We start from the raw sequence: 19457 nt of genomic DNA, 5'->3' as shown, positions 1-19457 counted from the left end.
ATTTACAACTCCTATTAAATTGGACTTATAAAAAAGAAAAAAATAGATATATCAGGTGTAGACTCCGATTTAATATCACAAGAAAAAAAACRAGCTAAAAAATCAAAAATATTAAATAATAAAAAAATTGCCATTTCAGTATCAATAAATGAAGATTTAGAGAAAATAGGATTTTCTGAACAACATTTGAATGATATTTCAATTGAAATTGCAAGGTATATTATCGCTAATGACGGAACAGCTTTATATGGTGGCGACTTAAGAGAAAATGGTTTTACTTATTATTTTTCAGAACTTTCAAACCAATATAAAAAGACAAATGACAAAAATTTTAAGTTTGTTAACTATTTTGTATTTCCTAATACTAAACGTTTAACACGTGATGTTAGGATAGATTTTCATTCAAAACAAATTGAAATAAAAGAAATACTAGTTCCAAAAACTGTTTCAATTGATGAACAAAAAGAATATAAACCCACCAAGTGTATAGAAGATAGATATGCATTTTGCGAATGTTTCAAAGAAATGAGAATTCAAATGGCTAAAGATTGTTCAGCCAGAATTTTAGTTGGAGGAAAATCTACAGATTATTTAGGATATATACCTGGAGTTATTGAAGAAGCTCTTTACACCTTAAAAGAAAGTAAGCCCCTCTTTTTAGTCGGAGGATTTGGTGGAGCGACAGAAAAACTAATAAGACTAATTAAAGGTGACGTGGTTGAAGAGTTAACTAATGATTTTCAATACAATACTGAATTTTTAAGCGAATTTAAAAGTTATGTCAATTCTAAATGCGACTATACAGACTTTGATCTATTAAAAACAGAATTGTCAAAATTTGGTGTAAAGAAAATTTCGGAACTCAATGGACTCAGTATTAAGGAAAACGAGATATTATTTTCAAGCAAGAATATCCACCAAATATTGTACTTACTAATGAAGGGGTTAAAAAAACTTTAAACTTGATAGCTCGGATTTAACCTGCTGGCGCATGCGTCCCGATTGCGCGGATTTGCAATCCGTGCCCACAAAGTACATCCCCCCCTACAACGTGTTCATCTATTGTTAAAGTAACATATTATGTTATTTTGTAATATATTTTATTACTTTTGTAACGAAGAAGGAACCACTAGAACCTGAGAAAAGGTCTAGTGGTTTAAAAAATTACTTCTTACAAGCAAGGATAAGTTTTCGAACTTCCTTGACAAGGAGGGCAACCTGAGATAATATCAAAGACCCACAAATTAAATATAGTATTTTCATATGACCGAAAATAAGGATTGAACAAATCCACTTAAAACCAAAAGCTCCAACTTTTGGTTTTTTTATGTGTGCTAATGATTTTCATTAGTATTACAAATATAAACCATTATGAAGGAAACATCTAATGTACCCCATAATGCCAAAAATGATGAATTAAGCACAATAAAATGCATGATAGCTACCCCCATAATACCAAAAAGTGAATATTTTTGTGCAATTTTTCACTTCTAATATCTTAGGATACTTATCAATACAGTTATTAACACGCCCCCGTTCCGCAAAGTCTCATGACTTTGCTTTTTTTTAAAGTACTTCAAAACCGTAAATATGATAAAAGCCAGCTATATGAAGTGTTCGTCCCTATGTTATACAAATATCTCCATGCCTTTACGTTTTTTTTTAAATTTTTACAATACAAAGTATAATTAAAACACCCCATTGATGGGTGTATGTGTGAGAAATTTGGTAGGTTTGGGGTAAATTAAATTTTTTATTTAAATATGACAAATAAAAAAGAACTTAGCGAAAGCGACATTTGTGATCTATACATTACTCCAGCAATCAAAAATGCTGGTTGGGATTCGTTCACTCAAATAAGACGAGAAGTGACTCTTACACCTGGACCAGTTATTGTTCGTGGTGAAATGTCGGCTAGAAATAAAAAGAAAAAAAAATTTGCTGATTATGTTCTTTCTTGGGAACCGGGAACAAGAATAGCCATAATAGAAGCAAAAGATAATACCTTCTCTATTAGTCACGGTATGCAACAGGCATTAAGTTATGCAGACATTTTAGGTGTGCCAAGCGCATTTAGTTCAAATGGTGATGCTTTTGCCTCACATGATAAAACAACAAAAGAAGGAGAAGATATTGAAACAGAATTTCCTCTTGAAAACTTTCCAACACCTGAAGAACTTTGGAAACGTTACAAAAAACACCACAATATACAAGACAGTCAACAAGAACTAATTTTACAGCCTTATTATACTGATGGTTCTGGCAAAGAACCAAGGTATTACCAAGTCGAAGCAATTAATCGTACTATTGAAGCTGTTGCAAAAGGTCAAAATAGAATTCTTTTGGTAATGGCAACTGGTACTGGCAAAACATATACTACTTTTCAAATCATTTGGCGATTATGGAAAGCTAGATTTGCAAAAAGAATTTTATTTCTTGTAGATAGAAATATTCTAGCTGACCAAACTCTTGTTAATGATTTTAAACCGTTTGGTTCTGTAATGACAAAAATCAAGAATCGAAAAATAGATCCTTCTTATGAGATTCACTTGGGCTTATATCAAGCACTAACTGGACCTGATGAAAGTGATAAAATATTTAAAAGTGTTACTCCAGATTTTTTTGATTTGATTGTTATTGACGAGTGTCATCGAGGAAGCGCAGCTGATGATTCCTCTTGGAGGGAAATTTTAGATTATTTTAAAAATGCCGTTCAAATTGGTTTAACAGCTACCCCTAAGGAAACCGAGTATGTTTCGAACCTAACTTATTTTAACGAGCCAGTTTATTCATATAGTTTAAAACAAGGTATTCAAGATGGTTTTCTTGCACCTTATAAAGTTGTAAAAATTGATATTGATAAAGATGTTAATGGTTGGACACCTCCAGAAGGTATGACAGACGATTTAGGTGCTGCTATTGAACAGCGTACTTATAATCAATCAGACATGGATAGAATTCTGGTATTGAATCAACGAACAAAATTAGTAGCTAATAGAGTTATGCAATTACTCAATGCTACTGATCCTATGTCAAAAACTATTATTTTTTGCGAAGATATTGACCATGCGGAACGCATGAGAAAAGCAATTGTGAATGCAGCAGGTAAAATAGCCATTGACAACCCTAAATACGTAATGCGTATAACCGGTGATAGTGTTGAAGGTAAAGCTGAATTAGATAATTTCATCGATTCTTACAGTCCATTTCCTGTAATAGCTACAACTTCTGATTTAATGACAACAGGTGTTGACGCCAAAACATGTAAATTAATTGTATTAGATAAAACAATTAAATCCATGACCATTTTTAAACAAATTATTGGTAGAGGAACGCGTATCGATGAAGAATTTAATAAGTTCTACTTTACCATAATGGATTTTAAAAAAGCTACAGAACATTTTAAAGACCCAGATTTTGATGGTGAGCCAGTAGTGATTTATAATCCAGGACCAGATGATGACCCTATCCCTCCTGATCCTGAGGGTGGTGATGATGACGATACAGGTGGTGGTGATGATACAGATGGTTCAGGCAGAACAAAAATTATAATCAGCGGTGTTCCTGCTAAAATTATAAATGAAAGAATTGAGTATCTTGGTGATGATGGACAGTTGGTAACAGAATCCTACAAAGATTTTACTCAAAAGCAAGTGAAATCAGAATATGCTTCTCTAGATGATTTTTTGCAAAATTGGAATGATGCTAAAAAGAAACAAGCCATTATTGAGTTGCTTGAAGAACATGGTGTAGTTCTTGAAAATTTAGCCGAATTGGTAGGAAAAGAATATAGTGATTTTGATTTGATATGCCATGTAGCATTTGGTCAGCCACCATTGACAAGAAAAGAACGAGCCGATAATGTTAAGAAAAGAGATTATTTCACAAAATATGGTGAACAAGCTAAAGCTGTTTTACAAGGTTTACTTGAGATGTATGCCGATAAGGGTGTAGTTAGTATTGAAAACGCAAAGGTTTTAAAACTCAAACCTTTTAGCGATTATGGAACTCCAATGGAAATTATAAATGACTTTTTTGGAGGAAAAGAAAAATACGAAACAGCAATAGAAGAATTAGAAAAAGAATTATTTAAACAAGACAAAACAGCATGAGTAATGTATCAGGTATCATAAAATCCATTCAGGATATTATGCGAAAGGATGTGGGAGTTGATGGAGACGCACAAAGAATAAGTCAGCTAGTATGGCTTTTCTTCTTAAAAATAGTAGATGACCGTGAGGATGAGTTAGAATTAACAGAGGATGATTATAAATCACCAATACCAGAAAAACTGCGATGGAGAAATTGGGCTAAAGATCCTGAGGGAGATACAGGAGAGACGTTACTCGATTTTGTGAATCTTGAACTTTTCCCAACTTTAAAAACAAAATTAAAAATAGAGGGTGAAGATGGTGGAAGGGCCTTGGTAATAAAAAATGTATTTGAAGACGCCTACAATTACATGAAATCAGGTACACTACTTCGCCAAGTAGTAAACAAAATATGTGAAATTAATTTCAATGCTTCTGGCGACCGCCACACATTTGGTGGTATCTATGAGCAAATACTTAAAGATTTGCAAAGTGCCGGAAACGCAGGAGAGTTTTATACACCTCGTGCCGTAACCACTTTCATTGTAAATAGAATTGCACCAAAATTAGAAGAAACGGTTTTAGACCCTGCTTGTGGTACTGGTGGATTTCTTACTAATGTAATTGAATACAAAAGGGAAAACTTTGTAAAATCACCTGCCGATGAAGAGGTTTTAGTAAAATCAATACATGGCGTTGAAAAGAAAGCTCTTCCCCATCTACTATGCACTACCAATATGATTTTGCATGGTATTGATGTACCTATCAATATTAAACATGATAATACTCTTGCTCGACCACTTCGTGATTATACCAATGCTGATAGAGTGAATGTAATTGTAACCAATCCTCCTTTTGGTGGTATGGAAGAAGATGGTATTGAAAACAACTTTCCTTCCACATTGCGTACTAGAGAAACTGCCAATCTTTTTATGACTCTTATCATTCATTTGCTTAAAAATGAAGGAAGAGCAGCAGTTGTGTTACCGGATGGCTTTTTGTTTGGTGAAGGTATTCAGACTCGAATTAAAGAAAAGTTAATGACCGAGTGTAATCTTCATACTATTGTTCGATTACCAAACGGTGTTTTTAACCCCTACACTGGTATTAAAACCAATATTTTATTCTTTACCAAAGGAAAACCAACTGAACATGTTTGGTACTACGAACACCCTTATCCAGATGGTGTGGTAAACTATAATAAAACCAAACCTATGCGTTTTGAAGAGTTTCAAACCGAAATAGATTGGTGGGGTAATGAACAAGACGGTTTTGCTACAAGAGTTGAAAATGAACAAGCATGGAAAGTTTCTGCCCAAGACATTGTAGAACGTAACTATAACCTTGACATAAAAAACCCTCATGTTGGTGAACAAATAACACATGACCCTGATGAGTTGCTTGCGCTTTACGCAAAAGAACAAGGCGAAATAACCAGTTTGAGAAACCAGCTTAAAGCTGTATTAGCTGAAGCCTTTAACAATAATGGGAACTAATTATGATAAATACCATTGTAAATAGTTTTGACATTTGGACTGATGCTCAAGGCATAAAATCGAGAACCCGAGTAAAAAGTGTTGATAATATTAGTTTAGAAGGTATTTCTAGCTTACGAGCATTAATTATTGAATTAGCATTACGAGGCAAATTAATCCCTCAAGATTCGTCCAATGAACCTGCAAATCATTTAATAAAAAAGATTGCTTTAGAAAAAGATAAATTAATTGCCGCAGGAAAAATCCCAAAGCAGAAAAGTTTAAAAGAAATTGAACAAACTAAAATGCCATATTCCTTACTAGATGGATGGGAATGGGCTTGGTTTTCTGATTTATATTTTTTTCAAGAAGGTCCTGGAATAAGAAATTGGCAATTTAGAAATAGCGGAATTAAACTTCTTAATGTTCAAAATATTGTAGGCGATAAATTAATTCTTGATAATACCGACAAATACATTGATATTGAAGAATATCAACAAAAATATCAGCATTTTACAATTGAAGAAAATGATTTGGTATTTGCTAGTTCAGGAGGTAGTTGGGGAAAATCAGCATTTTTTAATAACCCAGGTTATAAGGTTATTGTTAATACCAGTACTATTCGTATGCATCCATTTTTGGAAGATTGTCCTCGGAATTATTTAAAGCTTTTTCTTGATTCTAAATTATTTAAAGATCAAATGACTGCGCAATTGGTTGGTATACAACCAAATTTTGGAAGTACTCATTTGTTTAAAATATTGATTCCAATTCCACCTTCAAAAGAGCAGTATTTAATTGCTTCCAAAGTAGATGAGCTAATGGCCTTATGCGATAAGCTTGAAGCTGAACAATTCAACAACTTAAAAACCCATCAGGTATTAGTAAAAACCTTATTAGAAACTTTAACCCAAGCGGCAGATGCCAATGAGTTACAAGTGGCATGGGAACGAATGTCTCAACATTTTGACACTCTTTTTTGCACCGAAGATAGTATTGACCAACTGAAACAAACTATACTACAATTGGCAGTAATGGGTAAACTAGTACAACAAGACCCAAATGAGGAACCTGCAAGTGAGTTGTTGAAGAAAATAGGTAATGAAAAAGAGAGATTAGTTAAGGAGAAAAAAATAAAAGACATTGTTTTAACCGAAGTTACAAACGAACAAGAACCATTTAGAATTCCTCAAAACTGGAAATGGATAAGATTAGGAAATATAACTAATAAATTAGGTTCAGGAAGCACTCCTCGAGGAGGAAATAATGCTTATTCAGATTCTGGCATCTTATTTTTAAGGTCGCAAAACATTAGGAATGAAGGTTTACTATTAGATGATGTTGCCTTTATTGATGAAGCTACAAATAAGAAAATGTCAAATACGATAGTATTTCCTAATGATATTTTATTAAATATTACAGGTGGTTCATTGGGCCGTTGTACAATTTTTCCAGAAGAAGCCAATATTGCTAATGTCAGTCAGCATGTTACAATAATTCGACCAACCAATATGAAATCAACCGCATATTTACATTCATGTATATTATCTCCTTACATTCAAAATTTAATTTGGGGAAGGCAAATTGGAGCAAACAGAGAAGGATTAAGTAAAAAAGTTCTTGAACAATTTKAAATTCCTTACCCACCAATTTCAGAACAAAAAAGAATAATGTCTAAAATTAAAGAACTATTTGCTTTGTGTGATTCTTTAATAGAAAAAACAAAAAAATCACAGGAAATAAAAATATTTCTTTCGAAAACAATAATTGAAAAAGTAGTTGAATGAGTGTTTTAGATGCGACATATAAAAATAATGTAGTAAAGACAGATAAAAAAACATGGTGTGATGAAGATCACCATCATTTATTTAAATACTTTACCGATTTTAATGAATGGTTTGATGGAGATGAAGGTCAGGACACAAGAGTTAAATATAGTGTTCAAGGATTATTTCAACCTAGTAAAGGTTTATATGCTAGTGATGCAGAGTCTTACAAGTTAGCCTTCACTGAATTTCGCGATTTACGTTTAAAACAAGTACTGAGTGAAGATTATATTCAAGAAAAAACGGGAGAAAAGCACTGGTATGAGAGAAATCAACTTAGGTTTGATCAGCTTATAGAATATATTAAGGAAGGTGTAGTTGTGCCTTTTATCGGAGCAGGTTTATCTGTAGATTCGGGCTTTCCTACATGGAAGGAACATTTACGACAACAAGGCAGAACATCTGCTATTGATGCTACACATATTGATACTCTATTGAAGAATGGACAATACGAAGAAATTATTGATGAAATTGAGAAGAAGGGATACAAAGATGCTTTTATTCAAGAAATTAAAGATGTTTTCTCAAAAAGAGGAGATATAAACACAACTTTATTAAATCTTACAGAATTATTTAATGATACAATAATTACAACTAATTACGACCACTTATTAGAACAAGCTTTTGATATTGGCTCTGCACGCAAAATTCAATTAATTGATAATGTAAACATAGGAGAAATACCTGAATCCGAAAAAACTACCATCATAAAGCTACATGGGGATATTTATAAACCAAATAAATGTATTTTAAGTAAAAATCAATATGATGAAGCGTATGGTAAAGGAATTTTGGATTTAACAAAGCCTATCCCAAAGTTGCTTTCCTATTATTATAGAACTAGTAATTTATTATTCTTGGGCTGTAGTCTAAACCATGACAGGACTATGGAAGTTTTTCAGGCAGTTAACGATCAACTAAAAAATAAAGATGTTTATCATAAAGAACACTTTTCTTTAGAATCGATGCCAGAAGATAAAGATGAATTAAGTATCCGCAATAATTATTTATTAAGTTATGGAATTATACCAATTTGGTTTCCCAAAGGAAGTTATGATTATATTGAACTAATATTGCGATTATCCATAAATGAAATGAGATATAGAGGATATGAGCCTGGAGAGAAAAGAAAACCTACTGAAATTGTAAACGAAGAACCTATAATAATTGAAGAGCCTGAATTAACAGCAGAACCTGTTGAAGAAAAGAAATTAGGATTTCTTGAACATCTTGTTAAAACGTTTAGAAAGTTTGGATAAGTTAAACCAATATTGATTAAGTTTTTTTTAATGTTACCAAATATGATTGTATCAAATTTAAAAATAGGTTTTGAAGAGTTTTTACATGTTGCTGATGAAATTTGGTTTGCAGTCGCTTTAATCAAAGATGAAACCTATGATTACATACAAGAGTCAATCAAAAAAAATTGTAAACAACATTATCTTGTTGGTATAGATTTACCCACAAATCCTATTGTTTTACGAAAAATGAAAGAAAAACTTAAAAAAGATTTTTTTGATTCTGCCATATATAAAACAGATAATAATTATCATCCTAAAGTTTATTTATTTAGAGTTAAAGATAGCTACATAGCTTTTGTAGGATCTTCAAATTTAACTGATGGCGGTCTAGAAGATAATGTTGAGTTAAATTACAAAATAACTAATCAAGAAGAATGTCTATCTATTCTTAAATGGTTTAATGAGCTTAATAAAGATACTTATCCACTGACTGATGAGAATATTTCAGAATATGAAGATCAATTTAGTTTGATTAAAGAAATTGAAAGCCAGTTAAAAAAAAGGAAAAGACTAATAAAATTTAAAAAATCTTCAAATAATATTAATGAATTAGCACCACTAGATTCAATTGATTTTTCTGATAGATATTTTAAAAAAGAACACCATTTGGCATTTAGGAGAGAATTATGGACAGATTCTTCACGTAGTGCTAACAATGAAAGAATTGAAGTTCAAGATAGATTTTTAGAGTTAAATAATGCTATTTTCCCAAAATTTAGAGCGTATGGTATTGATAAATTAGACCATAACACAAAAAACCATATTGTTTCAATGTATCACCATATTGAAGGAGCAACTTCACAAAATTTGGGAGCCATGTGGTTGAGTTATGGGAAAACCAAAGCCGAAATAAAGAAATACAAAGACCTTTTTCCAAAAGTTCCAAATAAAAAAAACGGAAATGATGAAGATGATAAAATGAGTTTTATCAATCATGCTCGATTACAAATTCGTATTGATTTGAATTCAATTGGGATTTGGTTGTTATTTGGGAAAAATAATGATGGAAGTTCATTTGACAGAAAGGACTTTTTTGACAAAATGGTATCAAATAGCTATAAAGAAGAGTTTTTTGATAAAGTAACATCATTACCAAAAGAATATTGGATTCGTGTGAATGATATAAAAAGAGATTGTGACTCGTTTGAAACACTAGCAGATTTATATGTCTTTTGTAAAATGGATAATTCTAAAAAATACTTCATCATAGGACGTGATTATAAAATAACTGATTCAGAAATGTCCGAAGAAAATTTGCCAACTGAAACCCTTAATGTTTTTAAGTTACTTTTTCCATTATATGAAATGATGCGACATAAGTTGTAAACTGAAAAAACTTTTTTAATCAAAATAATTAGCCATGAATCTATACCAATCTAAAAACACTACGAACCTTAATCTGTTGAAAGAAAAACCTTTTAAACTAGAAAAGGAAATTCAATCATTGTTTGAAAAAAATCTAGCTGAACTTATGGGTTTAGAAATGGTAAATTCAGAATTTGTGATAAAAGGCAAACGCATCGATACTTTAGGCTATGATCCACAATCCAAAGCATTTGTCATCATAGAATACAAACGCGATAAAAACGTAAGTGTGGTTGATCAAGGTTTTACCTATTTAAGTCTAATGCTGGAGAACAAAGCTGATTTTGTCTTGACTTATAACGAAACATTAAAAAAATCCATTCACAGTGCTTCAGTAGATTGGTCACAAACAAGAGTAGTTTTTGTGTCTCCTAGTTTTACTGAAAATCAGCGATTGGCGACCAACTTCAAAGATATTGCTATTGAGTTATGGGAAGTTAAACGCTATGAAAATGATTTAATCAGTATCAACCCGATCAAGAAAACCAAATCAGCCGAAAGTATTAAGCCACTAACACAACAAAATAGCTCAATGAAGTCGGTTACAGATGAAATCAAAGTCTATACTGAGGAAGATCATTTAAATAGAAGGTCAGAAGAAATAATTGAACTGTATGAAAGTTTTAAGCAAGCAGTCCTAAATTTAAAACCAGATTTTGAAATTGTTCCTAAAAAATGGTATATCGCTTTTAAATTAAATAAGAACATTGTAGATATAGAATTACAAGCTAAATCATTAAAAATCTGGGTTAACTTGAAAAAAGGAAAATTAGATGACCCAAAAAAATTAATGCGTGATGTTTCTAAAACGGGTCACCAAGGTAATGGAGACTACGAAGTAATGGTAAAAGATACTGAAAATTTAGAGTACATCATGAGTTTGGTTAAACAAGCCATTGTATAAGGAGCACCTGCCTTCTAAGCAGGCGGTCGAAGGTTCGAATCCTTCTGTTATTACAAATTAAACATTCCCATGAAAAACATTTTTTTATACTTATTGTTGCAGTTTTCGGCGATTGGATTTGCACAATCATTAGATACTACTTTTGACCCCGGTACAGGTGCAGATGCTTTGGTTCATGCCACTGCGATTCAGCCGGACGGTAAAATTCTTATTGGCGGTTATTTTAATAATTTCAATGGCATTGCAAACCACCAAATTGTACGCCTAAAGACAGATGGCAGTCTGGACACGGGTTTTAATGTTGGTACTGGTGTAGATGGTACATTTACTTCAGGAACTGTTGTTCGCACAATCGTCCTTCAGCCGGATGGAAAAATCCTCATTGGCGGAAGCTTTTCCAAATACAACAATATTAATAGAGGTTCAGTAGCCCGTTTGAATGCGGACGGAAGTTTGGATACAACTTTTAATCCCGGCATGGGTGCAAAATCAGCCTCTAACGAAGCAAATATAATGAGTATTGTTGTTCAACCGAACGGTAAAATTGTCATTGCCGGTGATTTAACGTCTTATAATGGTGTGAACAGATATGGGATAGCGCGTTTGAATGCAGATGGCAGTTTGGACACCAGTTTTAATCCCGATGCAGGTGTGGGTACTGGTAATAATGCAGTTGATGTAGTTTCGCTTCAATCTGATGGTAAATTTATCATCGGTGGCGATTTTGATTATTTTAATAACATACCCAGAAAAAGACTGGCGCGTTTGAATGCTGATGGTAGTGTAGATATGAACTTTATGTCTGACGGAGGCTCTATGGTGCTGATGATTCATGCAATATCAGTTCAAAATGACGGCAAGATTCTTATTGGAGGGCAGTTTTGGAACTATAATGGCACTCCTATATCTGGCGTTGTACGCTTGAACCCTGATGCAAGCATGGATACCACCTTTACTCCGGGTACAGGAGCTGGTGGTCTTGTTTTGACATTGTTACTTCAAACGGATGGCAAAATTGTTATTGGAGGTCAATTTATTGATTTCAATGGTATAACTAGAAACAGTCTTGCACGGCTAAATAAAGACGGTACTTTAGACACCAGTTTTGATCCTTTGGCAGGCACAGATGCATTTATAATGATTGCATCAGTTCAGGCGGATGGAAAAATTATTATTGGAGGCGATTTTCACTCATATAATGGAATAAGTCGAAACTTTATAGCCAGAATTAATAATGATTTGCCGCCAACGGCCTCTCCCCTGACATTCTGCGGTGTTGCAACTGTTGCCGATTTAGTTGCAACAGGTACGAATCTGAAATGGTATGCAGCGGCTACGGGAGGTTCAGCAATGTTGTCAACGGCCGCTGTAACTACGGGAACTTATTACGTTTCGCAAACTGTAGGAGGCATTGAAACCGCAAGAACAGCAGTACCGGTAACCACTAACACCCCCATTATACCAATTTTTACACAGATAAATGATATTTGTACAGGAACTGTATTACAACCATTGCCAGCGCTTTCAAACAACGGAATTTACGGAACCTGGTCACCGGATTTAGACAATACCATTACGACAAACTACACTTTTATCCCGGCATCAGGTTCATGTGCTGTACCGGCTACAATGACTATTAAGGTAAACTCAAGCATAACGCCGGCTTTTACACAGGTTGCTCCTGTCTGTTCAGGAGAATTAATGGCTCAGTTACCTACGATTTCAAACAACAATATTACAGGTAGTTGGTCTCCGGATTTAAACAATAAAACTACAACCACCTACACATTTACACCAACAGCAAGTTTATGTGCTGTTATAGCTAAGATGGAAATTGAAGTGCTAAACACTCCAAATCTAATGTTGAATCACAGTGAAGTAATTTGTTCTGAAAACAACGAATTAGTACAGCTAAATGCAGGTTTACTTTCAGGTTCTCAATCTCAATATAGTTACCAATGGTCCAGAAACGGTCAATTGTTGTCTTTTAATCAATATTATATAAACGTAAGTCAGGACGGTACATATACCTGTCAGGTAACAGACAATATAACTTATTGTAAAAGCATCAGTACGAATACGGTAATTTATTCAATTCCATTAATTATCGAAAAAATTATAATTTCAGATATAACGGAAAACAATACAATAACTATCATAGCCTCTGAAATGGAAAATAGTGAATTCAGTTTGGATAATCCATCAGGACCATTTCAGCTTTCCAATAAATTTGAAAATGTTGAGCCTGGTTTTCATATCGTATATGTAAACAACAAAAATAGCTGTAGTATTATTTCAAAAAATATTTCTGTTCTGGGTGCTCCTTCATATTTTACACCAAATAATGATGGCTATAATGATACTTGGAATATAAGAGGAATAAACAATGAATTATTTAAAAATTCAAAAATAGTTATTTATGACAGATATGGAAAAATGCTTAAAGTAATTCCTAATGCCGTAAGCATTGGCTGGGATGGTACTTATAACGGTCAACCTTTACCCGCTACAGATTATTGGTTTGTTGTTAATTTTGAAAACGGTAGAACCGTAAAAGGCCACTTTTCATTAAAAAGATAATAAAATAAACTACTCTAACTTACGTTACGAATCCGCTCGCACAGATTTGCACACGAACGAAGTGAACTGACGCAGTAATCCGTGTCCACTCCAATTATCATCCAATTCAAACCATAAATTCAAAAAAAGCCAAGTCTCACAATTTGGCTTTCATTATATTAAATCTAAAACAAAAAGCAAAACACCTCATAAAGAACGACTAGCCTGAGCCAGAAAAGCCAAATCATCTTGAGTTTTAGAAACAACAGCAATACATTCTTTTATAGAAACTAAATGCAGCACTACCCCATTAAGGCTTTTGATAAGCGCAATAGAGGAAGAGAATTTTTTAAAAAGTGCAAGCTGTTCATTGCTCCTTTGGGACGCATTTGATGAACTGGTAGTCGTTACTGCTGCTTCATTCTCGATTGCCACTAATTGGCTGTACACTTCATCCAAATAAGGCAGCGTTTGTTTAAAATCCATAATAGAAGAATCCAGCCTTGCTCCCATAATATGAAACGCCTCGCCCATTTTTTTTAAAACGATCCGCAGCTCTTCCTGTTTATTTTGATTAAGGGCAGCATCAAACCCATCCGCTTTTTGATGAAGCGTTGCGGAAAGTAAGGATGCTTTTTTAATAAATTCATTGTTACGCGCAATCAATCCCGCATATTTATCCTTGGAGTAAATGGTGTTTAATTGCTGAATAGTGTCCAATTGGGTTTTGGCTTGGGAAGTTGCTGGATGCTGGATTATAGCCGTAAGATCCCCCAATACTTGTAGTGTATTCAGGTCGGAGGATGAAATTCCACCCTCCGCAACAGATAAGCTGCCGGCAGAATAGTTTTCATCTTTTTCATCAATTATGACTTGACAGGCTTTTTCTATAGCGGCAATTCTCTCTTGGCTAGTTTTCTTGACTGCGGCGGAATTAGTTTGTTCCCCAGCCTTTCGCTCTTGGGCATAGTTGACAGAAATCCATAACATCAGAAAAAAGGCAAAGCCATTTTTGGTAATCTCTTTTATCCTCATAATGATAGTAGTAATGATGATTGGATTATAGTGAATAAGCCAAAAGTAAGAAATCCATCCGATTCACTTTAACTTTTATTAATAAAACTAAACCCGCTCCACGAAGTGTTCAACCGCTTACCAATTAAGTATTGTTGATAAATCCATAACTTCGAATTCACTCAAAGAGAATAAGCTACTTTTTGATAGCTTTGTAGAGCTTAAATCAAAACTAAAATTAGAATTGAATAAAATTTTATTTGATTAGATATCCATATTGCATATCGCGATTTGCGATATCTGAAAACAAATTGTGTCGACAATGTCGACACAATTTGAAAATAAGTATCGCAGAAATTTTGAAGTAAAAAATCTCCGTAGAATGATGCAATTTGCAAATCAGTTTACCGATTTTCAAATTGTCGTGCCACTGGCACGACAATTGTCTTGCCCCCCCTGTGTCGTCCTGAAAAAAGTTTACATATTTACACGCTAGGCAATCCCGATCGTGTAGATTCGCACACGAACGAAGTGAACTGACGTAGTAATCACTGCTCACTCAAATTAGCATCCAAATCAAGTCTTAAATTCAAAAAAAACCAGGTCTCACAAATTTTCAATAAAAATCAAATAACTAGCACTGAGTTTATATTAAGATCGCGGTTTAGGCAGGTTTCTGTCATACATAACAATAGTGCCTGCCACGGACACATTTAAGCTTTTTTCAGATTTGAATTTTACTAAATGGTGGCATTTTTCCATGGCTTTCAGAGATAAGCCATGATCTTCTGCTCCTAATAAATAAACACAGCGTCTGGGATGCTCAAAAGTTTCTAAATCGGAAGCGTTTTCATCTAATTCAACACCAACCAGTCGGGCTCCTTTAGGTAAGTTTTCGTAAAAAGCTTCAAACGTATCATAATGAAAATACGGAATGGCTTTGACCGCATTATGGGTATCACAGGCTTGCTTGGCATATCTATTGCCTATGGTAAATATAAAAGTAGCACCTAAGTTTTGAGCCGATCGCCACAAAACACCCAAATTTTCAGGCGTTTTACCATTTTGGATGCCAATACCAAAATATTCATTTATAAAATTATCATTCATAAAGGCAAAAGTACAAACTGCAAATACATAAATCAATTTTTTATTATGGATCTAGAGTTGGTATTACCATCTTTACTCTTGCATCTTTACTCTTGCATCTTTACTCTTGCATCTTTACTCTTGTATCTTTCATCTCGCATCTATCATCTCGCATCTTTCATCTCGCATCTTGCATCTCGCATCTTGCATCTTGCATCTTGCATCTCGCATCTATCTTAAAAAAATTGGCTTAATGAGAAGTTGGCTTTGCATTTGGGATGATTTGGCAAATCCGAGAATAGCTTAACTTAATCCCGCTCTAGTACCTGAATACCGGCAAGCGGCTTTTTAACGCAGAAACTTTGTCCAATAACTTAACGGTCCGAACTTTCGCAGTCACTCCATTTTTTGTTTTTTCAGTTTAATTTTACTTAGGAACTTTGCGGAAACTCATCGCGGAATAATACCGGCAATTGCTCTCACTTATTGCTAGTTGTTCCATATAAAGATACCATCCACCTGCGTGGAAGTATTCGAATTAAAAATGAGCTCATCTTAGAAAGTGTTCCCGGTATGATCATCATCTTGCCGTTAAGCGTCTCACGAACGGCAATTTCGCCAACTTTATCCGGTGGCACAGCCATTTGATCTCCAAACCATCCAAGTTTTTCTTTTGTATACTTGGCAATTTCGGGTTTGGTATACACAGGCCCGGGACTTAAGCAACTCACACTGATATCTTTTTTCCTCAATTGATTACGCAACGAATAACTGAAAAAAATCACAGCGGATTTAGTTGCAGAGTATATGTTTTTATCTGGCATAGGGGCGAATCCGGCCATACTGGCAACATTCAAAATATAAGACGGCTCATTTTTTTCCAAAAGAGGAAGTAAAGTAAGTGTCAGAGCCATGCAGGATTCCAAATTTAATCGGACCATATATCGCAATGAATCTAAGGGAAGCGATAAATAATCTTTTGGGCCTCCATAACCAGCTACATTACAAAGCATCTTTAAAGGAATTTTTTTGTTTGTACACCATCTGGCTATAGAATCGGCGGTTGATTCTTTGGCTAAATCGAGTTTTAATGTTTCGACATGAATTTGATACTTTGTTTCCAGCTTTTCTTTTGCCAAATCGAGTCCATTTTGATGACGCGCAATTAAGATTAAATTAAATTTTCTTTTCGCCAAAGCCTCCGCAATGGCATAACCAATACCTTTACTTCCTCCTGCGACTAAAGCGTAGTCTGAGGTATCATTTTTTAAAGTAGTCAAATTCTCTCTTGGGATAGAATCAACATTTGTTTGCTCACTGCTCAAATAACCTTCTTGTGCATTGATGGATAAACTCACTAGACAAAACAATGTAATTAATATTTTCATGTGCACATATTTAAATTAATAATGTATGTTGCCTAGCGGTTTAGGACACGATGGTGTTCAGTCCGGTTGGTTTATTTTTCTTAGGTTACTTCATTGTTAATGTCTTCAAATAAAATCATTTGCCCCGATCGCGCGGATTTACACACGTACGAAGTAAACTGACACAGTAATTCGTGCACGCAAAGTATTCCCATATTCTCCATTCAAAATTTACACCCGAGCGATAGCGAACTGGCGAAGCAATTTATAATTTAAAATAGAATCAATTCTTTCCGATTGCCTCTTGCTTCTTTGCTCTTTATTCTGCTTTCTGCAACCTGTCTCCTCCAATCATATCACTTCTTAATACTTTCCTTCACTTCAAAAATATCCCTCTTTAACTCCAAAAACATTTCCTTCACACTAACAGGCTCTGAAATTTCAGCCTTCCTGTCACTTCTCCCAATATTGCATTCATACTCCCAAATCTCCAATATGTCAGAAGCTTTAACTTCATAATTAGGATAAAGCCGATTATCAGATTCCAAAACAAGTACATTCTTTTTATTTTTGTTCAAACGCTTATAAACCATCCCCTCACTTTTAGTGATGAATATGTAGGTCTTCCCATCAAGTACCTCGCCTAATGTTTCCACATAGCGCCCAATAATGATGGAACCATCTTCATGCGGAGGCATCGAGTCTCCCTCCACCGGAAATCCCCTGTGCTTACCCGCACCCAAAAAAGGCAGTGAAATTTGCTGCAAACTCTCAATATATTCCGGATCGGCATAACCGTTCAAATAACCAGCCTTCACCTTTTGGGTGACAACTTCTATGAAATTCTCCCCTTCTCTATCGATCATAATGGGAAGAACCAACCGATTATTCTCCAATTTCAGTAAATCCTGCGTATCTATTTTACGCACATCCACAGAAAGCAATAAATCGATACTGATATGATAATAATGCGCTATTTTCTTCAAAATATCATACGGAGCTTCTGATGTGCCGTCTTCATACTTCACGTACCTGCCTCTGGTAATGCATAGGCTCTCGGCAAGTTTTTCCTGCGATATCTTCTGCTTTACCCGAAGAGTTCTGATGTTGTCTGAAAATAAGGACATAACAATTTTGTTACAATTTGTAACAGCAAATATATTAAAAAATGTTACAACCTGTACTAATTTTGTTTCTACAAAAACAAAGGAAAATGATACGGGCAATTGTACACATGGATTTGGATACCTTTTTTGTATCCTGTGAAAGATTGGGCAACTCCCAATTAGAAGGAATTCCACTAATTATTGGTGGTGGTGATCGTGGTGTGGTAGCTTCTTGTTCCTATGAGGCTCGTCATTTTGGGGTGCGCTCGGCAATGCCCATTAATATGGCAATGCGGCTCTGCCCACAGGCCAAGATTGTCAAAGGGGATATGGAATTGTATTCCAAACTATCCCATGATGTCACACAGGTGATTCAGGAAAAAGCCCCCATAATGGAAAAAGCCAGCATTGATGAGTTCTATCTCGACATCACTGGTATGGATCGTTTTCATGGCAGTTATAAATGGACAAATGAACTAGCACAATCCGTAATTAAAGAAACGGGACTACCCATTAGCTTTGCTTTATCTGTCAATAAAACAGTTTCAAAAATAGCCACGGGGGAAGGCAAACCAAGAGGAAATTTAGAGATACCCGAGAATAACGTTCGGGCCTTTTTAAACCCTTTATCGATCCAAAAGATACCCATGGTCGGCAATGTCACTTTTCAACTTTTATCCCGAATCGGAATTCGAACCATCCAAACGCTTTCCGAAATGCCAGCCGAAGTGCTCCAACGCATGATTGGCAAAAATGGTCTGGAGATATGGAAAAAAGCCAATGGCATTGACAACAGTCCGGTAGAACCCTATACCGAGCGAAAGTCCATTTCCACCGAACATACTTTTTCCCAGGACACCATCGACATTGCAAAACTCAAATCGATCTTAATGGGTATGGTGGAAAAGCTGGCCTTCCAACTCCGCTCCGAGCAGTGGCTAACCTCAACGATAGTGGTTAAAATTCGCTATGCCAATTTTGACACCGAAACCAAACAATGCAAAATAGCCTATACCTCAGCAGATCATATCCTAACCAAAAATGTAACCGATCTCTTTGACAAACTCTACCAACGTCGTATGCGCCTTCGTTTAATAGGCATCCGTTTTAGCGGACTCGTCAGGGGGACCTATCAAATCAATCTCTTTGAAGACACCCAGGAAATGCTGTCCCTTTATGCCGCCATGGACAAAATGAAGAGCCGCTATGGTTTTGATGCCGTAATGCGCTGCGCCGGCGCCTCCTTCAAACCCAACACCAAAGACGAAATTTTAAAACGAACCCTAACCCCCAAGCAATTAAACCCATAAACAATTAAACAATTAAACAATTAAACAATTAAACAATTAAACAATTCAAC

General features: G+C 34.8%; 14 protein-coding genes and 1 tRNA gene. 11 read left to right on the top strand and 4 right to left on the bottom strand.

What is annotated here, in order from left to right; translation table 11 throughout:
- Positions 1 to 18: 18 nt before the first annotated feature.
- The 9 genes from AC1DY0_RS17135 to AC1DY0_RS17095 all read left to right on the top strand — a co-directional run bounded on the left by AC1DY0_RS17135 (position 19) and on the right by AC1DY0_RS17095 (position 13542).
- A complete protein-coding gene (locus AC1DY0_RS17135) occupies positions 19 to 960 on the top strand; it encodes a hypothetical protein (RefSeq protein WP_477189806.1) in 942 nt (313 codons plus the stop codon).
- Between the two features lie 803 nt (positions 961 to 1763).
- A complete protein-coding gene (gene hsdR, locus AC1DY0_RS17130; RefSeq protein WP_477189804.1) occupies positions 1764 to 4112 on the top strand; it encodes an EcoAI/FtnUII family type I restriction enzme subunit R in 2349 nt (782 codons plus the stop codon).
- Complete coding sequence (locus tag AC1DY0_RS17125) at positions 4109 to 5587, top strand: type I restriction-modification system subunit M (RefSeq protein ID WP_477189803.1); 1479 nt, start codon at positions 4109 to 4111, stop codon at positions 5585 to 5587. Before hsdR ends, AC1DY0_RS17125 begins: the two co-directional genes overlap by 4 nt.
- Before the next feature lie 2 nt (positions 5588 to 5589).
- The gene (locus AC1DY0_RS17120; protein ID WP_477189802.1) at positions 5590 to 7353 is read left to right on the top strand and encodes a restriction endonuclease subunit S; all 1764 of its coding nucleotides are present in this window, start codon (positions 5590 to 5592) and stop codon (positions 7351 to 7353) included.
- A complete protein-coding gene (locus AC1DY0_RS17115; protein WP_477189801.1) occupies positions 7350 to 8651 on the top strand; it encodes an SIR2 family NAD-dependent protein deacylase in 1302 nt (433 codons plus the stop codon). The genes AC1DY0_RS17120 and AC1DY0_RS17115 overlap by 4 nt, the downstream gene beginning before the upstream one ends.
- A gap of 42 nt (positions 8652 to 8693) precedes the next feature.
- Positions 8694 to 10019, top strand: a complete 1326-nt coding sequence (locus AC1DY0_RS17110; RefSeq protein ID WP_477189800.1) for a phospholipase D-like domain-containing protein — start codon at positions 8694 to 8696, stop codon at positions 10017 to 10019.
- A gap of 34 nt (positions 10020 to 10053) precedes the next feature.
- Positions 10054 to 10962, top strand: a complete 909-nt coding sequence (locus AC1DY0_RS17105; protein ID WP_477189799.1) for a DUF5655 domain-containing protein — start codon at positions 10054 to 10056, stop codon at positions 10960 to 10962.
- Positions 10925 to 11015: transfer RNA gene (locus AC1DY0_RS17100), tRNA-Ser, on the top strand. Before AC1DY0_RS17105 ends, AC1DY0_RS17100 begins: the two co-directional genes overlap by 38 nt.
- A 16-nt stretch (positions 11016 to 11031) precedes the next feature.
- Positions 11032 to 13542 carry a T9SS type B sorting domain-containing protein gene (locus AC1DY0_RS17095; protein WP_477189798.1) on the top strand — a complete coding sequence of 837 codons (2511 nt, stop codon included), beginning with the start codon at positions 11032 to 11034 and terminating at the stop codon, positions 13540 to 13542.
- Positions 13543 to 13728: 186 nt separating this feature from the next.
- Here the strand turns inward: AC1DY0_RS17095 and AC1DY0_RS17090 are convergent, their stop codons facing one another.
- Complete coding sequence (locus AC1DY0_RS17090) at positions 13729 to 14556, bottom strand: hypothetical protein (RefSeq protein ID WP_477189797.1); 828 nt, start codon at positions 14554 to 14556, stop codon at positions 13729 to 13731.
- Positions 14557 to 14848: 292 nt separating this feature from the next.
- Between AC1DY0_RS17090 and AC1DY0_RS17085 the strand changes: the two genes are divergently transcribed.
- Positions 14849 to 15031: a hypothetical protein gene (locus tag AC1DY0_RS17085; RefSeq protein WP_477189796.1), complete on the top strand. Its 183-nt coding sequence runs from the start codon at positions 14849 to 14851 to the stop codon at positions 15029 to 15031.
- 155 nt (positions 15032 to 15186) lie between these two features.
- On the opposite strand, the gene AC1DY0_RS17080 is transcribed toward AC1DY0_RS17085, so the two are convergent.
- The 3 genes from AC1DY0_RS17080 to AC1DY0_RS17070 all read right to left on the bottom strand — a co-directional run bounded on the left by AC1DY0_RS17080 (position 15187) and on the right by AC1DY0_RS17070 (position 18118).
- A complete protein-coding gene (locus AC1DY0_RS17080; RefSeq protein ID WP_477189795.1) occupies positions 15187 to 15645 on the bottom strand; it encodes an RNA methyltransferase in 459 nt (152 codons plus the stop codon).
- A 458-nt stretch (positions 15646 to 16103) separates the two neighbouring features.
- The gene (locus AC1DY0_RS17075; RefSeq protein WP_477189794.1) at positions 16104 to 17012 is read right to left on the bottom strand and encodes an SDR family NAD(P)-dependent oxidoreductase; all 909 of its coding nucleotides are present in this window, start codon (positions 17010 to 17012) and stop codon (positions 16104 to 16106) included.
- Positions 17013 to 17347: 335 nt separating this feature from the next.
- Positions 17348 to 18118, bottom strand: a complete 771-nt coding sequence (locus AC1DY0_RS17070; protein WP_477189793.1) for an XRE family transcriptional regulator — start codon at positions 18116 to 18118, stop codon at positions 17348 to 17350.
- An 86-nt stretch (positions 18119 to 18204) separates the two neighbouring features.
- Here AC1DY0_RS17070 and dinB point away from each other — a divergent pair, with 86 nt between their 5' ends.
- Positions 18205 to 19407 (top strand): DNA polymerase IV, encoded by a 1203-nt coding sequence (dinB, locus tag AC1DY0_RS17065; protein WP_477189805.1) that lies wholly within the window; start codon positions 18205 to 18207, stop codon positions 19405 to 19407.
- Positions 19408 to 19457 lie beyond the last annotated feature (50 nt).

This window comes from Flavobacterium sp. P1_E4 (assembly GCF_056405915.1).
The sequence above is the reverse complement of the archived record's forward strand: the minus strand, read 5'-3'. Positions and strand labels throughout refer to the sequence as shown.

What these genes read in the sequence shown, in the direction of transcription:
- hsdR (WP_477189804.1), top strand. Translation starts at nt 1,764, where the DNA reads ATGACAAATAAAAAAGAACTTAGCGAAAGCGACATTTGTGATCTATAC.
- AC1DY0_RS17125 (WP_477189803.1), top strand. Translation starts at nt 4,109, where the DNA reads ATGAGTAATGTATCAGGTATCATAAAATCCATTCAGGATATTATGCGA.
- AC1DY0_RS17115 (WP_477189801.1), top strand. Translation starts at nt 7,350, where the DNA reads ATGAGTGTTTTAGATGCGACATATAAAAATAATGTAGTAAAGACAGAT.
- AC1DY0_RS17110 (WP_477189800.1), top strand. Translation starts at nt 8,694, where the DNA reads ATGATTGTATCAAATTTAAAAATAGGTTTTGAAGAGTTTTTACATGTT.
- AC1DY0_RS17105 (WP_477189799.1), top strand. Translation starts at nt 10,054, where the DNA reads ATGAATCTATACCAATCTAAAAACACTACGAACCTTAATCTGTTGAAA.
- AC1DY0_RS17095 (WP_477189798.1), top strand. Translation starts at nt 11,032, where the DNA reads ATGAAAAACATTTTTTTATACTTATTGTTGCAGTTTTCGGCGATTGGA.
- AC1DY0_RS17090 (WP_477189797.1), bottom strand. Translation starts at nt 14,556, where the DNA reads ATGAGGATAAAAGAGATTACCAAAAATGGCTTTGCCTTTTTTCTGATG.
- AC1DY0_RS17080 (WP_477189795.1), bottom strand. Translation starts at nt 15,645, where the DNA reads ATGAATGATAATTTTATAAATGAATATTTTGGTATTGGCATCCAAAAT.
- AC1DY0_RS17075 (WP_477189794.1), bottom strand. Translation starts at nt 17,012, where the DNA reads ATGAAAATATTAATTACATTGTTTTGTCTAGTGAGTTTATCCATCAAT.
- AC1DY0_RS17070 (WP_477189793.1), bottom strand. Translation starts at nt 18,118, where the DNA reads ATGTCCTTATTTTCAGACAACATCAGAACTCTTCGGGTAAAGCAGAAG.
- dinB (WP_477189805.1), top strand. Translation starts at nt 18,205, where the DNA reads ATGATACGGGCAATTGTACACATGGATTTGGATACCTTTTTTGTATCC.